Annotated in this window: 17 protein-coding genes; 12 read left to right on the forward strand and 5 right to left on the reverse strand. The window is 75.6% G+C overall.

What is annotated here, in order from left to right:
* The first annotated feature begins 302 nt into the window (after positions 1-302).
* From IH44_RS0133635 to IH44_RS0133650, 4 genes are all read left to right on the forward strand, one after another.
* Entirely contained in the window at positions 303-1,553 is a 1,251-nt protein-coding gene (locus tag IH44_RS0133635; protein ID WP_035957223.1) for a hypothetical protein, read from the forward strand.
* A complete protein-coding gene (locus IH44_RS0133640) occupies positions 1,537-2,307 on the forward strand; it encodes a hypothetical protein (protein WP_030463601.1) in 771 nt (256 codons plus the stop codon). The genes IH44_RS0133635 and IH44_RS0133640 overlap by 17 nt, the downstream gene beginning before the upstream one ends.
* Positions 2,308-2,490: 183 nt before the next feature.
* Positions 2,491-3,699, forward strand: coding sequence for an MFS transporter (locus IH44_RS0133645; RefSeq protein WP_030463602.1), 1,209 nt, complete (start codon positions 2,491-2,493; stop codon positions 3,697-3,699).
* A gap of 118 nt (positions 3,700-3,817) precedes the next feature.
* The gene (locus tag IH44_RS0133650) at positions 3,818-4,795 is read left to right on the forward strand and encodes an LLM class flavin-dependent oxidoreductase (protein ID WP_030463603.1); all 978 of its coding nucleotides are present in this window, start codon (positions 3,818-3,820) and stop codon (positions 4,793-4,795) included.
* Between the two features lie 25 nt (positions 4,796-4,820).
* Here the strand turns inward: IH44_RS0133650 and IH44_RS0133655 are convergent, their stop codons facing one another.
* From IH44_RS0133655 to IH44_RS0133665, 3 genes are all read right to left on the reverse strand, one after another.
* Complete coding sequence (locus IH44_RS0133655) at positions 4,821-5,900, reverse strand: phytanoyl-CoA dioxygenase family protein (protein WP_030463604.1); 1,080 nt, start codon at positions 5,898-5,900, stop codon at positions 4,821-4,823.
* A gap of 402 nt (positions 5,901-6,302) precedes the next feature.
* Complete coding sequence (locus tag IH44_RS0133660) at positions 6,303-10,229, reverse strand: hypothetical protein (RefSeq protein ID WP_030463605.1); 3,927 nt, start codon at positions 10,227-10,229, stop codon at positions 6,303-6,305.
* On the reverse strand, positions 10,226-10,645 hold the full coding sequence (locus tag IH44_RS0133665; protein ID WP_030463606.1) for a hypothetical protein: 420 nt from the start codon (positions 10,643-10,645) through the stop codon (positions 10,226-10,228). Before IH44_RS0133665 ends, IH44_RS0133660 begins: the two co-directional genes overlap by 4 nt.
* A gap of 212 nt (positions 10,646-10,857) precedes the next feature.
* Between IH44_RS0133665 and IH44_RS0133670 the strand changes: the two genes are divergently transcribed.
* Both IH44_RS0133670 and IH44_RS0133675 read left to right on the forward strand, forming a co-directional pair.
* A complete protein-coding gene (locus IH44_RS0133670; protein ID WP_030463607.1) occupies positions 10,858-11,499 on the forward strand; it encodes a GNAT family N-acetyltransferase in 642 nt (213 codons plus the stop codon).
* A gap of 102 nt (positions 11,500-11,601) precedes the next feature.
* The gene (locus IH44_RS0133675) at positions 11,602-11,910 is read left to right on the forward strand and encodes a hypothetical protein (RefSeq protein ID WP_035957224.1); all 309 of its coding nucleotides are present in this window, start codon (positions 11,602-11,604) and stop codon (positions 11,908-11,910) included.
* A gap of 54 nt (positions 11,911-11,964) precedes the next feature.
* On the opposite strand, the gene IH44_RS0133680 is transcribed toward IH44_RS0133675, so the two are convergent.
* Positions 11,965-12,651, reverse strand: coding sequence for a TetR/AcrR family transcriptional regulator (locus IH44_RS0133680; protein WP_081967295.1), 687 nt, complete (start codon positions 12,649-12,651; stop codon positions 11,965-11,967).
* A gap of 134 nt (positions 12,652-12,785) precedes the next feature.
* On the opposite strand from IH44_RS0133680, the gene IH44_RS0133685 reads away from it, so the two are divergent.
* The 6 genes from IH44_RS0133685 to IH44_RS0133710 all read left to right on the forward strand — a co-directional run bounded on the left by IH44_RS0133685 (position 12,786) and on the right by IH44_RS0133710 (position 18,599).
* Complete coding sequence (locus tag IH44_RS0133685; RefSeq protein ID WP_051817860.1) at positions 12,786-13,433, forward strand: VC0807 family protein; 648 nt, start codon at positions 12,786-12,788, stop codon at positions 13,431-13,433.
* Positions 13,423-14,475: a hypothetical protein gene (locus tag IH44_RS0133690; protein WP_051817863.1), complete on the forward strand. Its 1,053-nt coding sequence runs from the start codon at positions 13,423-13,425 to the stop codon at positions 14,473-14,475. Before IH44_RS0133685 ends, IH44_RS0133690 begins: the two co-directional genes overlap by 11 nt.
* Entirely contained in the window at positions 14,472-14,639 is a 168-nt protein-coding gene (locus tag IH44_RS46905) for a hypothetical protein (RefSeq protein WP_157852554.1), read from the forward strand. The genes IH44_RS0133690 and IH44_RS46905 overlap by 4 nt, the downstream gene beginning before the upstream one ends.
* Positions 14,640-14,759: 120 nt before the next feature.
* Complete coding sequence (locus IH44_RS0133700; RefSeq protein WP_081967296.1) at positions 14,760-15,578, forward strand: ABC transporter ATP-binding protein; 819 nt, start codon at positions 14,760-14,762, stop codon at positions 15,576-15,578.
* A 328-nt stretch (positions 15,579-15,906) separates the two neighbouring features.
* Positions 15,907-17,286 (forward strand): FtsX-like permease family protein, encoded by a 1,380-nt coding sequence (locus tag IH44_RS0133705; protein WP_030463613.1) that lies wholly within the window; start codon positions 15,907-15,909, stop codon positions 17,284-17,286.
* Positions 17,287-17,357: 71 nt separating this feature from the next.
* Entirely contained in the window at positions 17,358-18,599 is a 1,242-nt protein-coding gene (locus IH44_RS0133710; RefSeq protein ID WP_030463614.1) for a sensor histidine kinase, read from the forward strand.
* 54 nt (positions 18,600-18,653) lie between these two features.
* Here the strand turns inward: IH44_RS0133710 and IH44_RS0133715 are convergent, their stop codons facing one another.
* The gene (locus IH44_RS0133715; RefSeq protein ID WP_030463615.1) at positions 18,654-19,316 is read right to left on the reverse strand and encodes a response regulator transcription factor; all 663 of its coding nucleotides are present in this window, start codon (positions 19,314-19,316) and stop codon (positions 18,654-18,656) included.
* Between the last annotated feature and the right edge of the window lie 25 nt (positions 19,317-19,341).

Below are 19,341 nucleotides of genomic sequence, written 5' to 3' on the forward strand. Positions count from 1 at the left end.
CGGCGGATCCGGGTGCTGGCGACGGGCTGAGGGGTGGTCGGGAGAGGGCGGGGGGAGGTGAAGGGGGGAGAGACGGCGCTGGCGACGGATTGATGGGAGGTCAGGTCGGGTGGGGGCGGCCGAGGCGAAGGGCGTGGCAGCCGAAGTGCGGCGGATCCGGGTGCTGGCGACGGGCTGAAGGGAGGTCAGGAAGGGGTGGGCCGGGGCGACGGGCGAGCGGGAGCGGTGAGCGGGTAGCCTGCGGGTCCGGTCCGTGGTGCGGGGCGGGTGGTCAGGAGTCGGCGAGCGGTGCGGGGGTTCGGGTGACGGACGTGGTGGGGGCGGCGGGGGCGCGGCTCGACGAGTCGGGGAACGTTCTGGTCGGGCCGGAGGAGGTGCGGGACGGGGAGCTGGGGCGTGGGTTCTTCGGGGCGGTGATCACGCCGGAGGAGCTCGGCTCCGGGGGGTTCGACCTCGCGGGCCGGACGGTCTACCTGTGCGGCGAGGTGTCCGAGGCGGCCGCCCGCCGGCTGGACGCGGCGGCCCGGGTGCTGGTCGTCGGGGAGGTCCCGGCGGGCCGTCCCCCGGGCGCGGGCGCGGGCGAGGGCGCGGGCGCGTCGTGGACCGGGGTCGGTCCGGGGCGGGTGCCGTTGCGGGTGCACGGGGTCGGCGTGTACTACCCCCGTTTCTTCGAGCCGGAGGCCGACCACTTCGGGCGGATCCTGGCCGAGCACGCGTTCCAGTCCCTGACGGAGTCCACCAAGCCGGGGACGGCCCACCGCAGCGGGATCTACCTGACGCCCGTCGTGCGGGACGGCGACGACCTGCACTTCCGCCTGCTCCGCTGCTCCACCAACTTCTCGGGGCCGACCGAGGGCTTCCGCCCCACCGACACGCACATCGTCGAGGCCCTGAACCGGGAGGCCGCCGCGGTCTTCCGGGGCCAGGCGCCGCTGAACCACGTGCTCGCGCAGGTGTACCACAACACCCCGGCCACGGCGGAGCGCAAGCAGTCCAAGGCCAGGATCTCGGCCCACGCCGACAAGACCAAGGACATGCCCGCCGACGGCATCATGGCCTTCTGCACCTTCTACGACCGGCTCGACGGGCTGCAGCCGCTGGACGCGGACGCCTTCGACCGCGGCGTGCGGGGCGTCAGCGGGCTGACCGGGCTGCGCTTCCGGCTCAAGGAGCGGACCGCGGAGTCCGACGCGGCCGGGCTCCCGCCGCACTTCACGGTGACGCTCCACCCCGGCTCCGTGCTGCTGGTGCCGCTCTCCACCAACCGCCTGTACACGCACGAGATCCGGCCCCCGGCGCCGGCCGCCGAACTGCTCCCGACCCGGCTGGGGTACGTGGTGCGCTGCTCGGACGCCGAAGCCGTCCACCGGGACGGCCGCACCTTCCTCAAGACGGCCGACGGGCCGGTCGGGCTGGAGCCGCCCACCCCGGACGGCCTGGACGAGCTGCGCCGGCTGTACGCGGAGGAGAACCGGAGCCCGTCCTTCGCGGGCTACGGCCGGGAGTTCCCGTTCAGCATGAACGAGGGGGACTACGTTGCTCCCCGGGCCTAGCGCCGCCGACGGCATCCGCGCGCACGCCCTGCCGGCCGGGCCGAACCCCTTCGCCGAGCTGTTCGAGTCGGTCCGCTGGGAGGCGGCGGGGAAGGGCCGCCGGGCCGCCGTGCTCACCAGGACCGGCCCGGCGGGCGAGGTGCCGCTGGTGCGCACCACCGCCCGGTACGAGAACCCGGCGCAGCGGTTCCGGGCGGTGCACGAGCGGCTGGCGCGGCGGATCGAGGAGCACGCGGCGCTCCCGGCCCGGTTCGACAACGCGCTGGTCGAGGTCTACACGAACGCCTGCACCACCATGGGCGCCCACTCCGACCTGGCCCTCGATCTGGCCGAGGGGTCGTCCATCGCGCTCTTCTCCTGCTACCGCGACCCCGACGCGGGCCCGCCGCGGACGCTGGCCTTCGCGCCGAAGGGGGACCCGGGCGGGGGCTTCGAGATCCCGCTCGTCCACCAGGGCGTCGTGGTGTTCTCCGTCGCGGCGAACCGGCGGTTCAAGCACCGCATCCTGCTGGACGGCCCGGCCCGGGCGGTGGACAACGAGTGGCTGGGGGTGACCTTCCGGACGTCGGGGACGCACCTGCGCTTTCGCGACGGGCGGCCGCACCTCCCGCAGGGGGAGGAGCTGATGGCGGCCTCCGAGGAGCAGCAGCGCGCGTTCTACCGGATGCGGCGCCGCGAGAACGAGGAGACGGACTTCCGCTACCCCCCGCTCGCGTACACCGTCAGCGGGAGCGACCTGCTGCCGCCCGTCTGACCTCCCGTCTGACCGCCGCTCCGGCCGTCCGGCTGGCCGCCCGGCCGAGGGGCCCGGCCGAGGGGGCCCGGCCGGGCGGGTAGGATTCGGAGCGTACTGACAACGTTGACATTGGGGTTGGCGGCCCGGTCGGTGCGTCGTTCGGGCGGTTCGCCGTCCCCCGTTGTCGGCTGGAGTACCCGCATGCCCCTGGCGCTCGTCGCCCTCGCCGTGACCGCGTTCGCCATCGGTACCACCGAGTTCTCCGCGATGGGGCTGCTGCCGCAGATCGCCGACGGGCTGGACCGGACGATCCCGCAGGCGGGCTGGCTGATCTCGCTGTACGCGCTAGGGGTGGTGATCGGGGCGCCGCTGCTGACCGCAGTGGCCGCGAAGCTGCCGCGCAAGACGGTGCTGATCGGACTGGCAGGGCTGTTCACGGTCGGGAACCTGCTGTGCGCGATCGCGCCGAACTTCGCCTTCCTGGCGGTGGCCCGGCTGATCACCGGGCTGCCGCACGGCGCGTTCTTCGGGGCCGGGGCGGTCGCCGCCGCCGAACTGGTCGCCCCGCACCTGCGGGCCCGGGCGGTGTCGGTGATGTTCTCCGGCCTGACGGTGGCGAACATCCTCGGAGTGCCCGCCGCCACCCTGCTCGGCCAGCACCTCGGCTGGCGGGCCGCGATGCTCGTGGTGGTGGCGATCGGCCTGCTCGGCGCCGCCGCCATCGCCCGCCTGGTGCCGCCGCTGCCCAGCCACCCCGGCGCGGGCCTGCGCAGCGAACTCGCCACCTTCCGCAGCGGACAGCTCTGGCTGGCGCTGGCCACCGTGGTGTTCGGCTGCGCCGGACTGTTCGCCTGCTACACCTACATCACCCCCGCGCTCACCGACGTCGCCGGGTTCGCCGAGGGCTCGGTCACCCTGGTGCTGGCGCTGTTCGGCGTCGGCATGACGATCGGCAACGTGGTCGGCGGCTACGCGGCCGACCGGGCGCTGCGCCCGTCGATCTGCGCGGCGTTCCTGGCGATGGCGGGCGCGCTCGGCCTGTTCGCGCTCACCGCGCACGCCCGCTGGTCGGCCGCCGCGACGGTGGTGCTGATCGGCATGGCGGGCTTCGCCACCGTCCCGACCGTGCAGACGCTGGTGATCCGCAAGGCGCGCACCGCGCCGACGCTGGCGTCCGCGACCGTGCAGGGCGCGTTCAACCTGGCCAACGCGATGGGCGCCTGGCTCGGCGGCCTGGCGCTGTCCGCCGGGTACGGGCTGACCTCGCCCTCGCTGGTCGGGGCGGGCCTGTCGCTGCTCGGGTTCGTGATCGCCGCGCTCTCCTGGGCGGTGGACCGGCGCGGGCCGGTGGCCGTGGCCGACCACCCGGCGGCCGCGGGGGAGAAGGAGCGGGCCGCGGCGGCGGGCTGACGGGCCGGCGGGGCGACAGCGGGGGCGGCGGCCCTCGACGCGACCCGGTGGTTGATGATCTTATGAGCTGCTCCGGGTCCTCGTGCGGGAGGCCCCGCGCACCCCGAAGGAGCACCCGATGACCGAGTCGAACCAGCTGCCCGGCCGGGTCGGCGTGATGCTGCCCCGCGACCTGCCCGTGCGGCAGCTCCTCCCCTACGCGCGCCGCGCCGAGCAGGCGGGCTTCGACGAGCTGTGGGTGGTCGAGGACCTCGGCTGGCGCGGCGGCATCGCCCAGGCCGGCAGCGTGCTCGCCGCCACCGAGCGGATCACCGTCGGCATCGGCATCCTGCCCGCCGGCGCCCGCAACGTCTGCTTCGCCGCGATGGAACTCGCCACCCTCGCCCAGCTCCACCCCGGCCGCCTCACCGCGGGCGTCGGCCACGGCATGCGCGACTGGATGGAGCAGGCCGGCGGCGCCTGGCCCGCCAGCCCGCTCACCCTGCTGCGCGAGTACACCACCGCGCTGCGCGCCCTGCTGCGCGGCGAGGACGGCCCGGCCGACGGCCGGTACGTGCGCTGCGCGGGCGTCCGGCTCACCGAGACCCCCGACGTGGTGCCGCCCGTCGTGCTGGGCGTGCGCGGCCCCAGGTCGCAGGCCGTCGCCGGGGAGAGCGCCGACGGGCTGCTGCTCGCCGAACCCGCCCCGCCCGCCTACATCACCGCCTCGCTCGGCCACCTGGGCCGCACCGACGCCCAGGTGGTCACGTACGACGTCGCCGCCGTCGACCGGGACGGGGACGCCGCGGTCGAACGGGTCCGGGCCGGGCTGGCCGCGATCGGCGAGCCCGACTGGGCCCCGCACATCGACCCGCTGCCGTTCGCCGCCGAGTTCCGCGCCCACCGGGCCGCCAGCGCCGACGGCGAGGAGTTCGCCCGCACCATGCCCGCGGAGTGGGTCCGCGCGCTCGCCGTCACCGGCACGCCCGAGCAGGCCCGGGCCGCGATCGCCGCCCGGCACGCGGCCGGGGCCACCGGCGTCGTCCTCGCCCCGGTCGGGCCCGACCCGCTGGGCGCACTGGAGTCACTGGCCCTGGCGCTGCCCGGCAAGGAGTAGCGGGGGAGCGGGCAGAGGCGGGCGGTCAGGCGGACGCGGCGCACCGGCCGGTCCAACCGGCGGCCTGCCCGGCCAGGTCGACCGGCTCGTACCAGGAGCTGAGGCCGAGCAGCCTGCCGCCGAGCTCGTTCAGCCGCGCGGTCGAGTAGCGCTTGGACTCGTGCAGCACCGGGTCGCCGACCAGGGTGCGGTTCCAGCGCGGGGTGTGCAGGTGCCGCCAGGAGTCGACCCGGGACCTGCGCAGCTGCTCGTGCTCCTCCAGCGCGGGCATCATCGACAGGTACTGCACGGCGCGCACGCCCTGCTCGGACAGGTTGCGGGCGACGCCGTGCGCCAGCAGCCCGTTCCAGATCAGCAGGTCGCCGGGGTGCAACTCGGGGCGCACCACCGGCAGTTCGGCCCGGTCGAAGTCCGGACGGAGCGGGTCGCGGTCGGCCGGCTGGGCGAGCCGCCACGCGTCGAAGCGCCGGAACAGCTCCGGACTGCAGTGGAAGCCGCCGGTCTCCGGGGCGGTCTCGTTGAGCGCGATGATGCCCTGCACCCGCTGCGGCGGCACGCCCAGGGAGGTGTCGATGTCCCAGTGCAGCCGGACGTCCGGGCCGCGGTCGGCGGGGTCGACCAGCGCCCGGTCCCGGGAGCCCCGGTTGGGCGGGTTGAGGTTGAGCCGGTCCAGGGTGACCCACAACTCCTCGCAGTCCCAGACGTCCACGAAGGCGTCGTAGACCCGCTGGTCCTGCCGGCTGTCCCAGAGCAGCTGGTGGTGGTACGCCTCGACGAAGCCGTAGACGTGCAACTGCTGCTCCAGGTCGGAGCGGAACGGCCGGTCGGCGAACCAGCCGGCCGGGTCGCGCGGGTCCAACCCCTGGAACTGCCAGGCGAAGTCGAGCATCCGGCGGGCGTGCTCGGCCGGCACCGCCTCGCGGACGACCACGTAGCCGTAGGTCTGCCAGTGCGCGAAGTCCTCCTCGGACAGCACCCGCAGCGGACGGGACTTGGTCAGCTCGCGCAGGGTGTGCTGGGCGAGGTAGGACTCGCCGTCGCTGCTGAAGTACGGGCGGTCGCTCGCGGACCGGAACAGTCGGGCGCGGCGGGACGGTGCGAACATCGGGGAACAGCCCCTCCTGGGGAGAACGCGGGAGAACGCGGGAGGCGGACGGCGAACGCCGGACGGGGTGGAACGGGGGGAACGGGGTGGAGCGGGAGCGGGAGCGGGAACAGGGGGGCACGGGGAGAGCAGGGGGAACGGGAACGCGCCCGGGGCCGGGGAAAGGGCGGCCGGGCGCGGACGGACCCCGCAGCGGGGCCGGCGGAAGGCGCGGGGCGACGGGGAAGGGCGGCGCCGGAAGGCGCCGCGGTCGCTCCGGTCGCCACATTGGTTCAGACCAGAAAAGTTGTCAAGTTCCTGACCGGTAACCGGGTCCGGTGCGGGCCGCTCCCGCCGTGACGGTGCGTCGGCCCGCCCGGCCGGCGGCGGGCGGCACTCCTGCGCCCGCGACGTGACGCCGGGTCACCCGCCGCAGGGCGGGTCGTAGGGGAGAGCGGGTGACACGTACTCCTTCCAGAGGGAAGGGGTCATGGCGGTGCGGGTGGACGCGCACAGGATCCCGTGGACGCGGGAGGGATCGGTCTGCCAGAGCCGTACCGTTCCGTCGTCACCGCCGGTGATCATCTCGCCCTGCGAGCTGAACCACAGCGTCCAGACCGTGCCGTTGTGGCCGGTGAGCGGCAGCCCGTAGGCGGTGGCGCGGGCCGGGTCGGCGAGGTCCCAGAGGCGGATCTGGCCGAGGGTGTCGCCGCTCGCCAGCAGGGCCCCGTCCGGGGTGAAACCGACGCTGGTCACGGCGCCCCCGGTGGTCAGCGGCTCCCCGAGGACCGTGGGTGCCTGCGGCTTGGAGACGTCCCACAGCCGGACCTTGCTGTCCGTGCCGCCGGTCGCGATCAGCCGGGCGTTCGGGCTGACGCCCACGGACCAGACGGGTTGGCCGGTGTTCAGCCCGCTGACCGGGGCGGGAACGGCCTTGCTGCCCGTCCGCCACACCTGGAGGCGGCCGAACATGTTCGCGGCGAAGAGGTATCCGCCGCCGGGTGCGGCAGCCAGGCCCCTGATCGGCATCCGGCGGTCGTCCAACTCGCCGCCGAGCGCGGCGGGACGGCCCGGATCCGAGACGTCCCAGGCGTGCAGCCCGCCCGAGTACGCCCCCTGGCTGAACATGGAGGACGCGGTCAGGGTGCGTCCGTCGGCGTCGAAGGCGAGCGTGAAGACCGGTTGCAGTTCCCCGGGCAGCGCCGGGCCGACGGCGACCGGGCGGGCCGGCGCCGACACGTCCCAGAGCTGCACCGCACCGTTGTCGCCACCGCCGATCATGCTGCCGGCGCCGGTGGCCAGGACGGTCGCCCCGGAGGACCCGGGCCGGAAGGCCACCGCGTTCACGGTGACGTCGAACGGGGGCAGCGCACCGAGCGGGGTGACGCGGGTCGGGTCGGAGACGTCCCACAGGGTGACCCGGGTACCGGAAGCCGCCGCCAGCAACCGGCCGTCGCCGGTCACCGCCACCGCGTTGACCGACTGCCCGCCGCCCGCGACCGCGAGCGTCGGCGGCAGCCGCCAGAGCAGCACCCGGCCGTCCCCGCCGCCGCTGGCGAGCGTGCGCCCGGTGGAGTCGAACGCCAGGGCGCCGACCATGGAGGTGTGCCCGCGCAACGGCGGCCCGATCGCCCTGGCCTGCGACGGCGAACCGACGTTCCAGAGGCTGACGTTCCCGGACTGGTCCGCGGTGGCGAGCAGCCGCGCATCCGGGCTGAAGGCGACCGAGTCGGCCGCGGCGCCGAGGGAGAGCGTGGAGCTGACCTTCGGCTGCCGCGGGTCGGACACGTCCCAGACCAGCACCCTGCTGTCGGATCCGGCGCTGGCCATCACCCGCTTGTCGGGGCCGAACGCCACCTGGTTGACCGAGTCGGTGTGCCCGGTCAGCGGGCTGCCGAACACGGCCGGCCGGGCCGGATCCGACACGTCCCACAACTGCAGCAGCCCGGTGCGGCGGGAGCTGCCCGCGGCGGTGCTGCCGCTGACGGCCAGCACGGCGCCGTCCGGGCTGAAGGCGACGGACATGAGGGCCTGCCCGCGGACGGGCGGCACGGTGCCCAGCAGGCTCGGGTGCCTCGGGTCGGCGACGCTCCACAGCTGCACGCTGCCGGTCTGGTCGCCGGTGGTGTCGGTGAAGGCGCTGAAGGCCAGCGTTCGGTTGTCGGGGCTGAACTTCAGGCTCGTCACCGCGCCCTTCGACGCCTGGACCGAGTCCGACAGCGCCACCGGATGCCTGGCGTCGGAGACGTCGAAGACCCGTAGGCTGCCGTCCGCGCCGCCCCGGGCCAGCAGAGCGCCCTGCGAGCTGTAGGCGACCGACTGCGCGAGGACGTCCCCGTCGCCGAGCGCCGGCACCAGCGGGACCGGGCGGGCCGGGTCGGAGGTGTCCCAGACCTGCGACTTCCCCGTCCCGGTGGCGAGTTGGCCGGCGGGGCCGAAAGCGAGGGAGTACACGTTGCCCGGGAAGCCCGGCAGGGCCGTGGGCAGCACCGCGCCGGCCTCCGTCATCAGCTGCGTGCGCAGGGCCGGCGTCGGCCGCATCCGGTAGGCGACGAGGTCGAGCTGCGCGGCGAGCGTGCCGTTGGTCGGGCGCTGGCGGTCCGCCTCGGCGGTGACCCGGTCGAAGATCGCGTTGTTGCGCTGCTCCAGGGCGTTGCGGCTCTGCTCGAACGCGAACACGGCCAGCACCGAGGCCAGCAGGGCCAGCACCGTGACGGAGGCCACCGCACCGCTGCGGATCCGCCGGCCCCGGCGCCGGTGGCGGTGGGAGGCGGCCAGGAAGGCCGTGACCAGGGGAGTGAGGTCCTCGGGACTCGCGTCCGCCTCCCAGGTGCGGGCCAGCTCGAGCTTGGTCCCGCGGTGCAGGGCCGAGGTGTCCTTCCGGCCGCCGCGCTCCCAGACGAGGGCCGCCTCCTCCAGTTCCTGCCGGATCGCGATGCCGCTCTTGCCCGCCCCGATCCAGTCCTGGCGCAGCCGGGGCCAGGCCCACAGCAGCGCCTCGTGGGTGACCTCGACCGTGACGGCGCCGTTCTCCCGCTCCGCGCCCTGGGTGAGGAGGCGGGCACGGGTGAACCGTTCGGTGATGGCGGGGACGGCCTGCGGGTCGGCGGCGGCCAGCAGCAGATCGGCGCGGGTGCGGCGGCGGCGGGTGACCTCGCCGTTCTCGCCGATCCTGACCAGGCCCAGGAACAGCAGCCGGGCGGTCTGCCGCTCGGACGGGGACAGTTTCCCGAACTCGTTCTCGGCGGTGGCCGCCACGGCGCCGTCGATGCCCCCGGTGTCGCGGTAGCTGTCGACGGTCAGGGCGTCGCCCCTGCGCTCCAGCCAGGTCGCCCGCAGGGCGTGGGCGAGCAGCGGCAGCCGGCCCGCCTCGTACCCGCCCCCCTCCTGCCGGGCCGAGCCGCGCAGGTCGCGGAGGACGGTGCCGACCAGTTCCCGGCCGACCGACAGACCGCTGCGCAGGGCCGGCCGCTCCACGGCGCTGCGCACTTCGTCGTCGGTCATCGGGCCCACGATGACCTGGTGGTCCACCAGGGCGTCGCGGAGGTGGGGGAATTCCGCGCAGGAACCGTAGAAGTCCGCGCGCAGGCCGTAGACGGCCAGGACGACGGGGTCCCGACCGCAGGCCAGTCCGTCCAGTGCGGCCACGAAGCGGTGGCGGGCGGACTCGTCCCGGCAGAGGGTGAACAACTCCTCCAACTGGTCGACGACGAGCACCGCCCGGCCCCGCGCGGGGAGGCGCAGGTGTTCGCGGACCAGCGTGCCGAGGCTGCCGGGACCGGCCTGCACCGCCTCGGCGACCAGCGCCTCGTCGGCTCCGGTGAGCGCGCCGAGGCCCGAGGCCAGCGCCGCGAGCGGATCGGCGGTGGGCGTGAGCAGGAGTTGCGGCCAGTGCCGGGAGCCGGGCAGTCTTCCGGCGGCCAGCGCCGGCAGCACGCCGGCCTGCAGCAGCGACGACTTGCCGGTCCCGGAGGGGGCGACGACGGTCAGGGGGCTGCGGTCGGCCAGGCACAGTTCGAGCCGCTCCAGGACCTGGTGGACCAGGGCCTCCCGGCCGAAGAACCAGTCCGCCTCGTTCCGGCCGAACGCGCGCAGCCCGGGATACGGGCACTCCTCGCCGACCGACGGCGAGAGGGTCCGGACGGACTCCTCGCCGCCGGGGTAGTAGTACTCGTGCACACCGCCCTGGACGACGACCATGTTCCCCGCCGACTGGTACACGGTGCCGCGCTCGGCGGCCCACGCGCGCAACTCGACGTTCCCGAGCGCCTTCTCGTTCCTGAGCGTCTCCCCGTGCCCGAGCGCCTCCTCGTTCCCGAGCGTCTCCTCGGGGTCCTGGCGGGGCGTCACGGACGCCCGATGGTCATGTCACCACCGGACTGGTACACCTGCGCACTGTCGCTCGCCGTCGCCCGCATGTGCACGTGGCGCACGACGCCGGCTTCCGGCCGGTCCTCCGGGCGCGACCCGGCCGTGAGTTCGGCGACGATCCCGGCGAGCGCCTGCGCGGCTGCCTCGTCCGTGGCGAGCAGCCGGCGGAAGCGCAGCCGCCAGGCGGCGACGAGGTCGCTCTCGTCCTCCTCGCGGGTCGGACCGAGGAGCAGCGTGCGTGCGGCCTCCAGTTCCCCTTCCACGGCGGCCGTCTGGTCCGGGTGGTGCCACAGCCGTGCGACCAGTGCCCGGACCTGCTGCCAGGCGTCGGTGGCGAGCGAGTTGACCACCGTCGTCGCCGCGGTGGCTGCCAGGGCTGCCAGTTGATCGTCCATGCGCGTTCCCCCGCGTTCGATGGGCGTCCTGGTGTGCAACGTGATGCCAGGAACAGTGTGGTCGCCCCGTCCGGCCATGACCAGAGGGCCGCCGAAGAGTTGTCGTCGCGGACGCTCCGGGCCGGCCGCCCACCGGGACCGGCCGGGCCGGCGGAGCGCGGTGCCCCGAAAATGACCCCCCGCGACCGGCCCGCCCCGGGCACACTGGGCCGATGCCCACCGCCCACTGGCCCCTGCCCGGCCTGACCGCCCGCACCGCCCGCCTCGAACTCCGGCTGCCCGCCGAGCCCGAACTGCACGAACTCGCCGACCTCGCCGCCGCCGGCGTGGTCGCCCCCGGCACCCGGCCCTTCGCCTCCACCTGGGCCTACGGCACGCCCGCCGAACGGGCCAGGGCCGTCCTCCAGTCCCACTGGCGCGCCCAGGGCCGCTGGAGCCCCGAGGACTGGAACCTGCCACTGGCGGTCTTCGTCGACGGCCGACCGGCCGGCATCCAGTCCATCCGCGCCACCGCGTTCGCGCTGCGCCGCGAAGTCCTCTCCGGCTCCTGGCTCGCCCTGCCGTACCACGGCCGCGGCCTGGGCACCGAGGCCCGCGCCGCGATGCTCCACCTGGCCTTCGCCGGCCTCGGCGCCACCGACGCCACCTCGCACTGCTACGCCGACAACGCCCCGTCCGTCGCGGTCTCCCGCCGCCTGGGCTACCGCCCCGACGGCGTCGAACGCGAACTCCGCCAGGGCGAAGCCACCACCACCCTGCGCTTCCGCCTCACCCGCGAGCAGTGGGACGCAACCGCACGCCCCGAGGTCCGCCTCACCGGCCTGGACGCCTGCGCCGAACTGTTCGGACTCTGACCCGCCGTCCGGCTGCGGCCGAGTGCGGGAACGGCGGCGGGCGGCCGGGCGTTGGGGCGGTGCGTACGTGCGGGGGGTGGGTGCGGAGGACGGAGCGGTGCGATGGTGCCCTACCTGATCGTGCTGGGCGTGCTGGGCGCGGTGCTGACCCTGCTCGGGCTCGCCGGGCGGGCGCTGCGCCGCCGCGGCGGCACCGGCGCGTCCGCACTGCGCGGCGCCCTGGCCGGGTACGAGGAGGCGATGCGCGCCACCTCCCACCAGGCGCACGTGGAACTGCGGGCCGAGGCCGACCGGATCGCGCCGATCGCCGCACCCGACGGCTTCCGCCCCGTCCTCGGCCCCCGCACCCGGGACGCCCGGAAGGCCGGGCCGCGGCGCCGACGCGGGTGGTGGCGGCGGGCGGTGCGCTGAACGGGCCCGGGAGCGGCGGCAGTTCAGCGCTGCCCCCCGCTGGTCGCCGCCGGGTCAGCCCAGTGCGCGCACCAGGGGGAGGTAGACCTGGTCCACGATCTCGACCAGGGTGCGCTCCGGGACGGCCGCCAGTCCGTTGAGCGCGTACTCGCTGCGGAGCAGGTCGACGGCCACCGTGGCGACCCGGGGCGTCAGCGCGGCGGGGCCGACCTCGCCGCGGGCGGCGGCGCGCGCCAGGACGGTGAGCCAGGGGCCGGCGCCCGCGCGGCCGATCTGCTGCCGGATCTCCTGCACGCGCTCGGGGTCGTCCTCGAAGTCGGCCAGCAGGGCGCGCAGGATGCTGCCGACCCGGGACGACATCCGGTCACCGACGCGGCGCAGCAGCAGGAGCGCGTCCGAGCGGAGGTCGCCGGTGTCCGGGACGTCCTCGGGCGCGGTCGGGAGCATCTTCAGGTAGGCGGCGACGCACAGCGCCGCGCGGCCGGGCCAGCGCCGGTAGATGACGTTCTTACTGGTCCCGGCGCGGGCGGCCACGCCGTCCATGGTCAGGTTCTGGTAGCCGACCTCGGCCAGTTCCTCGATCGCCGCCTCCAGGATCGCCTGCTCCAGGGCGGCGCCCCGGCGACGAGTCGCCCTGGCCGCCCCTGATCCGGCCGCGCCCGGTCCGGCCGCCCCTGATCCGGCCGCCCCTGATCCGGCCGCGCCCGGGGTGCCGGGACCGGTCTCGGCGTTGCCCTCCATGGCCACATCCTCTCTGCTGGATACCGCCAGTATCTCACATTCGCCGCCCTGATCTGCACAGCTTCCCAAATAAGCAACTACCGGTATCTAATGTGGGCGGAAGGCGGAGGTCGTCGACCAGAGAGGCTCCAGCCATGGACAAGAGCGCACCCCTGAGGGGGCTGCTGTGGGACATCGGGTTGCCGACCGCGGCCTACTACGCCTGCCGGTGGGCGGGCGCCGAAGCCTGGCCCGCCCTGGTCGCCGGCGGGGCGACCGCCCTGGCCCGGGTCGGCTTCGTCGCGGCCACCCGGCGCCGGCTCGACGGGATCGGGGCGGTCGTCGCCGCCACCTTCGCGCTGATGCTCGCCCTGTCGGCGCTCACCGGCGACCCACGGGTGCTGCTGGCCCGGGAACCCCTGGTGTCCGGCTCGCTCGGCCTGGTGCTGCTGGGCTCCTACCTGCTGGGCCGACCCGTCCTGTACGGCCTCGTCCGCCGGCTCAACGCCGACCGGACCGAACTGCTCGCCCGCTGGGACGAACTGTGGCGCACCAGGCCCTCGTTCCGCCGCGTCTTCACCCTGATGAGCCTCGTGTGGGGCGCCGGACTGCTCACGGAGGCCGCCGCCCGCATCTGCCTGATCTACCTGCTGCCCGTCGACACCGCCACCGGCGCGTCGACCCTCGTGCAACTGGCCGCGATCGTCCTGCTGGGCGGCTGGTCGCTCTGGTACCGGGGACGGCGGCTGCGGACCGCCGCGGGCAGCGCCGCAGCCCGCCCGGAGGCGCCCCGTGGGCGGTAGGGGGATCACCTACGACACCGGGACCCGTCCGGCGGGCAGGCCCACCCGCGAACTGTTCGACCCGGCCGTCGTCCGCCGCGAGATGCGGGTCATCGCCGACGACCTGCACTGCACGGCGGTGCGGATCACCGGCCAGGACCCCGAACGCCTGACCCTGGCCGCCGAGCACGCGGCCGACGCCGGGCTGGAGGTGTGGTTCTCGCCCTTCCCCAGCGAACTGACCCCCGAACAGCTGCTGCCGCACCTCGCCGACTGCGCCCGACGCGCCGAGGACATCCGCCGCCACGGCGCCGAGGTCGTCCTGGTCGCCGGCGGCGAACTCAGCCTCTTCGCCCACGGATTCCTGCCCGGCGAGGACGTGTTCGCCCGCACGGCCCTGTTCACCGCCCCCGGACCGGAACTGCGCGACCTGCTGGCCGGCGTGCCCGCCCGCCTCGACCCGTTCCTCGCCGAGGCCGCCGACACCGTCCGGACGTCCTTCCGCGGCAAGGTCACCTACGCCTCCGCCCCCTTCGAGCACGTCGACTGGACACCGTTCGACTACGTCGCCGTCGACGGCTACCGCTCCGCCCACAACGCCGCCACCTTCCGCGACCGGATCGGCGCCCTGCACCGGCACGGCAAACCCGTCGCCGTCACCGAATTCGGCTGCTGCACCTACCGCGGCGCCGCCGACCGCGGCGGACGCGGCTGGATGATCGTCGACCGCACGCACCAGCCACCGCGCCTGGACGCCGACTACCTCCGCGACGAGCAGGAACAGGCCGCCCACCTGCGCGACCTGCTGCACACCTTCGAGGGCGAAGGCGTCGACAGCGCCTTCTGGTTCACCTTCGCCGGCTACCACTACCCCCACCACCCCGACCCCCGCCACGACCTCGACCTCGCCTCCTACGGCCTCGTCAAGATCACCGGCGCTCCCGGCGACCCGCCCCTCGGCCGGGGCTGGGAGCCCAAGGCCGCCTTCCACGCCCTCGCCGCCGCGTACGGCACCGCAGCCCACCAGCAACTCCCCGAAACCGGAACCGGAGAAGAAACATGATCAAGCGTCTGGCGATCGTCGGCGGCATCCTCCTCGTCGCAGGACCGCTCAACCTCAGCGGATACGGAACGGTCACCACCGCGGCCGGCGCCGTCGCGCTGCTCGGCGCGGGAGTCGCCTGGGCCGTCACCCGCCGCCGCGCCGGGAAGTCGGGCCGGAGCTGAGCGCGTCGGCGCCCGGGCGCTCAGGCGCCCGGGCCGGGCCGGGACAGGGCGGTTTCCCGAACCCCGAAGACGGGCGGTGGCACCATCGATACGCCCGGCCGGTCCGACCACGATGAAGACATGGACAACGCACCGAACGAACGAGCGGCCCCGGTGGACCCGGCAGAGCCGGTGGGCACGGCGGGCACGGCGGGCACGGCGGACACGCCGGACACGGTGGCCCGGGCCGACGGGCTGCACCGGCAGTACGGGCGCGGGAACCGGGCCGTGGCCGCGCTGCGCGGCGTGAGCGCCCGGTTCGCGGCGGGCACCTTCACCGCCGTGATGGGGCCCTCCGGATCGGGCAAGACCACCCTGCTGCACTGCCTCGCCGGAATGGACCGGCCCGACCGCGGCACCGTCTGGTGGGGCGACACCGAGATCGGCACCCTCCCCGAACGCCGGCTCGCCCGGCTGCGACGGGAGAACGTCGGATTCGTCTTCCAGGGCTTCAACCTGATGCCCGCCATGACCGCCGCCCAGAACGTCGAACTCCCCGGCCGCCTCGCCGGACACCGCCCCGAACGGCACCAGGTCCGCGAAGCCCTCGCCCGGGTCGGCCTGGCCGGCTGCGAACGCCAGCGCCCCGCCACCCTCTCCGGCGGCCAGCAACAACGCGTCGCCATCGCCCGCGCCCTGGTCGCCCGCCCCCGCGTCCTCTTCGCGGACGAGCCCACCGGCGCCCTCGACCGCGCCACCGGCCAGGACGTCCTCACCCTGCTGCGCCGAGGCGTCGACCACGACGGCCAGACCTGCGTCATGGTCACCCACGACCCGACCGCCGCCGCGTACGCCGACCGCGTCCTCCTCCTCGCCGACGGCCGCCTGGTCGACGAACTCCACCACCCCACCCCCGACCGGGTCGCCCACGCCCTCACCCTGGCCGGCACCCCGGGCTGACTCCGCTCGGTACGCACCGGCGGAGCCGACGTACCGCCGACCTGTCGGCTGACCGACCTTGCTGTGCTGCCGCCTTGTCGACCCATCGGCTCACCGGCGAGCCGACTGGCCAACGTGCCGACACACCAACCTGTCGATCCACTGGCCCGGTGGCCCGGTGGATCCCTCGTCCTGCCGCCTGCCGCCTGCCGGTCTGTCGATCTGCCGTTGCGCTGCTGCCTCGTGGCCCAGCCGATCTGTCGTTCTGTCAGCCTGTCGCCCCATCAACTCACGAACTCATCAACTCATCAGCCCGACACCACCCCCGACCGATCGGAGTGAACGGACCATGACCGCCCTACTCGCCTGGGGTCAACTCCGGCGCAGGCCAGCCGGGTTCGCCGGCCTGGCCGTGGCCTTGCTGCTCGCCGTTGCCGCCGTCACCACGTTCGGCGCGTTGCTCGGGGCCGAGCGGGGCGTGTCCGCGGCGGAGTTGCGGGCCACCGGTGGGCCCGGGGTGGTGCTGATCGCCGGGGCGTTCGGGGAGATCACCGTGCTGGTGGCGTTCTTCGTGGCCCTGCACACGCTCGGCTTCGCGTTGCGCCACCAGTACCGGGACCTCGCGCTGCTGCGCACCGTCGCCGCGACGCCCCGGCAGGTCCGTCGGCTGTTGCGGGCGCAGACCGGGTTGGTCGTCCTGGTGGTGGCCGTTCCCGGCGGCCTGCTCGGGACCGTCACCGCCCGGGCCTTCCTGGACGGTCTGCGGCACCGGGGCCTGGTCGCGCCGCACGCCCGGATCGCCGGCACCGCCCCGGTCGTGCTCGCCGCCACCGCCGTCACCCTGCTGGTGGCCACGGCCGCCGCGACCGCCGCCGCCCGCCGGGTCACCCGCCCCGCCCCCGCCGCCGCGCTCACCGGCAGCACCGGTGCCGCCCCGCGGACCGGGGCGCTGCGCCCGGTCGCCGCCGCGGCCGCGCTCGTGGGCGGCGTGCTGCTGCTGCGGCTCGCCGCGACCCGGCCCGCCGTCGAAGTCGACAAATCCGCTCAGGCGACCCTGCTCGGGTCCCTCGTCCTGCTGGCGGCCGTCGCGCTGGCCGGTCCGCCGGTGGTCCGGCTGCCCGCCGCCCTGCTCGGCGCCGCCGTCCGGGCCGTCGCCCCGGGCACGGGCTGGCTGGCCGCCGCCAACCAGCGCGGCTACGCCCACCGCCTGACCGCCGCCGCGGTACCCGTCGCGCTGCTCACCGGGCTGGCCACGACCATGGCCACCATGACGGCCACCGCCCGGCACGCCGCCCTCGCCGCCGGCGCGCCCGACGGGGCGACCTCCGCCACCGACATCTGGCTGCGCCAGGCCGAACTCGGCCTGCTCGCCGCCTTCGGCGCGGTCGCCACCCTCACCACCCTGGTCGGCCTGACCGCCGAACGGCGCCGCGAACTCGCCCTGCTGCGGCTGGTCGGCGCGACCCGCCCGCAGGTGCTCCGCACCGTCGCCGCCGAAACCGCCCTGACCTGCGCCGTCGGACTGCTGCTCGGCGCCCTGGTCACCGCCGCCGCCACTGCCGCGTTCAGCACCGCCGCCCTCGGCACGCCCCTGCCGGTGGTCCCGCTCGGCACCTGCGCCCGCACCGCCGCCGCAGCCGTCCTGCTCACGGTCCCCACCACCCTCGCCACCGCGGCCGTCGCCCTGCGCGGCCCGGCCGTGGCCGCCGCGACCGGCGCACCCGCCTGAGCCCGCGGCCCGGGTGCGGCGGCATGGTGCAAGGTGGTGCCCGCAGCGGCGGGACGGAAGGACGGACGGCAGTGGGCGGGACAGCAGGACGACAGCGGTGGTGGGCGGCGCGGCCCGGCGAGTGGGCCTTCGCGGTGCTCGGGCTGCCACCGGCCCTCCTCGGCGGGGCGTACGCGCTGGCCGCGCTGTACGCCGGGGTGCTGCTGTCGCTCACCGTGGTCGGACTCCCGGTGGTGGCGGCCGCCCTGACCGGGGCCAGGGCCCTGGGCCGGCCGCACCGCCGGCTGACCGCCCGGCTGCTCGGCACCGACGTCCCCGACCCCGGACGCCCGGTGCGGCCGCCGGGCGTCGTCGCCGCGATCCGCTCGGCGCTCACCGACCCCGTCGCCTGGCGCACCCTCGGCTACCTGCTGCTGCGCCTGCCGCTCGGCCTGCTCGGCGCAGCCGCCGTCCTGCTGCCGCTCGGCGCCCTCTGGCTGCTCGGCTTCCCGCTGTGGCTGCGCCTGCTGGAGGACGGCCCGCACCCGGCCGGGCCGCTGGACGTCCTCGCCCCGCCGCTCGGCCTGGCGGTGCTCGCCGTCACCGGACCCGCCGTCCGGCTGCTCGCCGAGGCCGACCGGCGGCTCGCCCGCCACCTGCTCGGCCCGGCCCGCACCCAGCAGCGGGTCCGCGACCTCGAAGCCGCCCGGCACACCCTGCTCAGCACCGGAACCGACCGGCTCCGCCGCCTCGAACGCGACCTGCACGACGGCACCCAGGCCCGCCTGGTCGCCGTCGCCCTCACCCTGGCCCTCGCCGACGACACCCTCGCCGACCCGCACCCCGACCCGGACCGGCTGCGCACCCTGGTCGATCGGGCCCGCACCCAGACCGACCGGACCATCGCCGAACTGCGCGTCCTCACCCGCGGCCTGCGACCCCCCGGCCTCGACGGCGGCCTCGACGACGCGCTGCCCGCCCTCGCCGCCGACTGCGCCGTCCCCGTCACGCTCCGCCTCGACCTCCCGCAGCGCCCGGACGAGGCGATCGAACAGGCCGTCTGGTACTGCGCCGCCGAACTGCTCACCAACATCAGCCGGCACAGCGCGGCCCGCACCGCCGAACTCACCGTCAGCGGCACCCGCGACCTGGTCCGCCTGACGGTCCGGGACGACGGCCGCGGCGGCGCCGCCCCCACCACCTCCGGCACCGGCGGCGGCACCGGCCTGGCCGGACTGGCCGAACGCCTCGCGGCCGTCGACGGCCGCCTGCGGATCGACAGCCCGCCGGGCGGCCCGACCACCGTCACCGCCGAACTCCCCGCCCGGCTCTGACCGCTGCCCGCGCTGCCCGCCTGCCCGCTTCCCCGCCCGCCCCGCCCGTCCCCGTCAGCCGGTCTCGGACAGGTACGCGAGCACCGCCAGCACCCGCCGGTTGTCCGCCGGGGAAGCCAGCAGCCCGAACTTGGCGAACACCGCCGCGACGTGCTTCTCCACCGCCCGCTCCGACACCGACAGCCGCTCGGCCACCGCCCGGTTCGAACGGCCCTCCGCCATCAACGCCAGCACCTCCCGCTCCCGCGGCGTCAACGCGTCCACCGCGCTGCGCCGCCGCGCCCGCATCAGGTGCCCGACCACCTCCGGATCCAGCGCCGTGCCGCCCGCCGCGACCCGGCGCAACGAGTCCACGAACTCCGAGGTCCGGGCCACCCGCTCCTTCAACAGGTACCCCACCCCCGCCGCCCCGCCCGCCAGCAGCCGCGCCGCCCAGGACGCCTCCAGGTGCTGCGAGAACACCAGCACCCCGACCCCCGGATGCGCCTCCCGGATCCGCAACGCCGCCCGGACGCCCTCGTCCGTGTGCGTCGGCGGCATCCGCACGTCCACCACCGCCACCTGCGGACGGTGCGCCGCGACCGCCGCCACCAGGTCCTCCGCCGTGGCCACCGCCGCCACCACCTCGCAGCCGCGCACCGCCAACAACTCCGCCATCCCGTCCCGCAGCACCACCGAATCCTCGGCCAGCACCACCCGCAACCGCTCCTCCGTCATCCCCCCATTCTCCCCTCCCCCCGAC

Origin of the sequence: Kitasatospora sp. NRRL B-11411, assembly GCF_000721345.1 — a bacterium.
GTDB lineage: Bacteria > Actinomycetota > Actinomycetes > Streptomycetales > Streptomycetaceae > Kitasatospora > Kitasatospora cineracea.

What these genes read in the sequence shown, in the direction of transcription:
- IH44_RS0133645 (WP_030463602.1), top strand. Translation starts at nt 2,491, where the DNA reads ATGCCCCTGGCGCTCGTCGCCCTCGCCGTGACCGCGTTCGCCATCGGT.
- IH44_RS0133650 (WP_030463603.1), top strand. Translation starts at nt 3,818, where the DNA reads ATGACCGAGTCGAACCAGCTGCCCGGCCGGGTCGGCGTGATGCTGCCC.
- IH44_RS0133655 (WP_030463604.1), bottom strand. Translation starts at nt 5,900, where the DNA reads ATGTTCGCACCGTCCCGCCGCGCCCGACTGTTCCGGTCCGCGAGCGAC.
- IH44_RS0133665 (WP_030463606.1), bottom strand. Translation starts at nt 10,645, where the DNA reads ATGGACGATCAACTGGCAGCCCTGGCAGCCACCGCGGCGACGACGGTG.
- IH44_RS0133670 (WP_030463607.1), top strand. Translation starts at nt 10,858, where the DNA reads ATGCCCACCGCCCACTGGCCCCTGCCCGGCCTGACCGCCCGCACCGCC.
- IH44_RS0133675 (WP_035957224.1), top strand. Translation starts at nt 11,602, where the DNA reads ATGGTGCCCTACCTGATCGTGCTGGGCGTGCTGGGCGCGGTGCTGACC.
- IH44_RS0133680 (WP_081967295.1), bottom strand. Translation starts at nt 12,651, where the DNA reads ATGGAGGGCAACGCCGAGACCGGTCCCGGCACCCCGGGCGCGGCCGGA.
- IH44_RS0133685 (WP_051817860.1), top strand. Translation starts at nt 12,786, where the DNA reads ATGGACAAGAGCGCACCCCTGAGGGGGCTGCTGTGGGACATCGGGTTG.
- IH44_RS46905 (WP_157852554.1), top strand. Translation starts at nt 14,472, where the DNA reads ATGATCAAGCGTCTGGCGATCGTCGGCGGCATCCTCCTCGTCGCAGGA.
- IH44_RS0133700 (WP_081967296.1), top strand. Translation starts at nt 14,760, where the DNA reads ATGGACAACGCACCGAACGAACGAGCGGCCCCGGTGGACCCGGCAGAG.
- IH44_RS0133705 (WP_030463613.1), top strand. Translation starts at nt 15,907, where the DNA reads ATGACCGCCCTACTCGCCTGGGGTCAACTCCGGCGCAGGCCAGCCGGG.
- IH44_RS0133715 (WP_030463615.1), bottom strand. Translation starts at nt 19,316, where the DNA reads ATGACGGAGGAGCGGTTGCGGGTGGTGCTGGCCGAGGATTCGGTGGTG.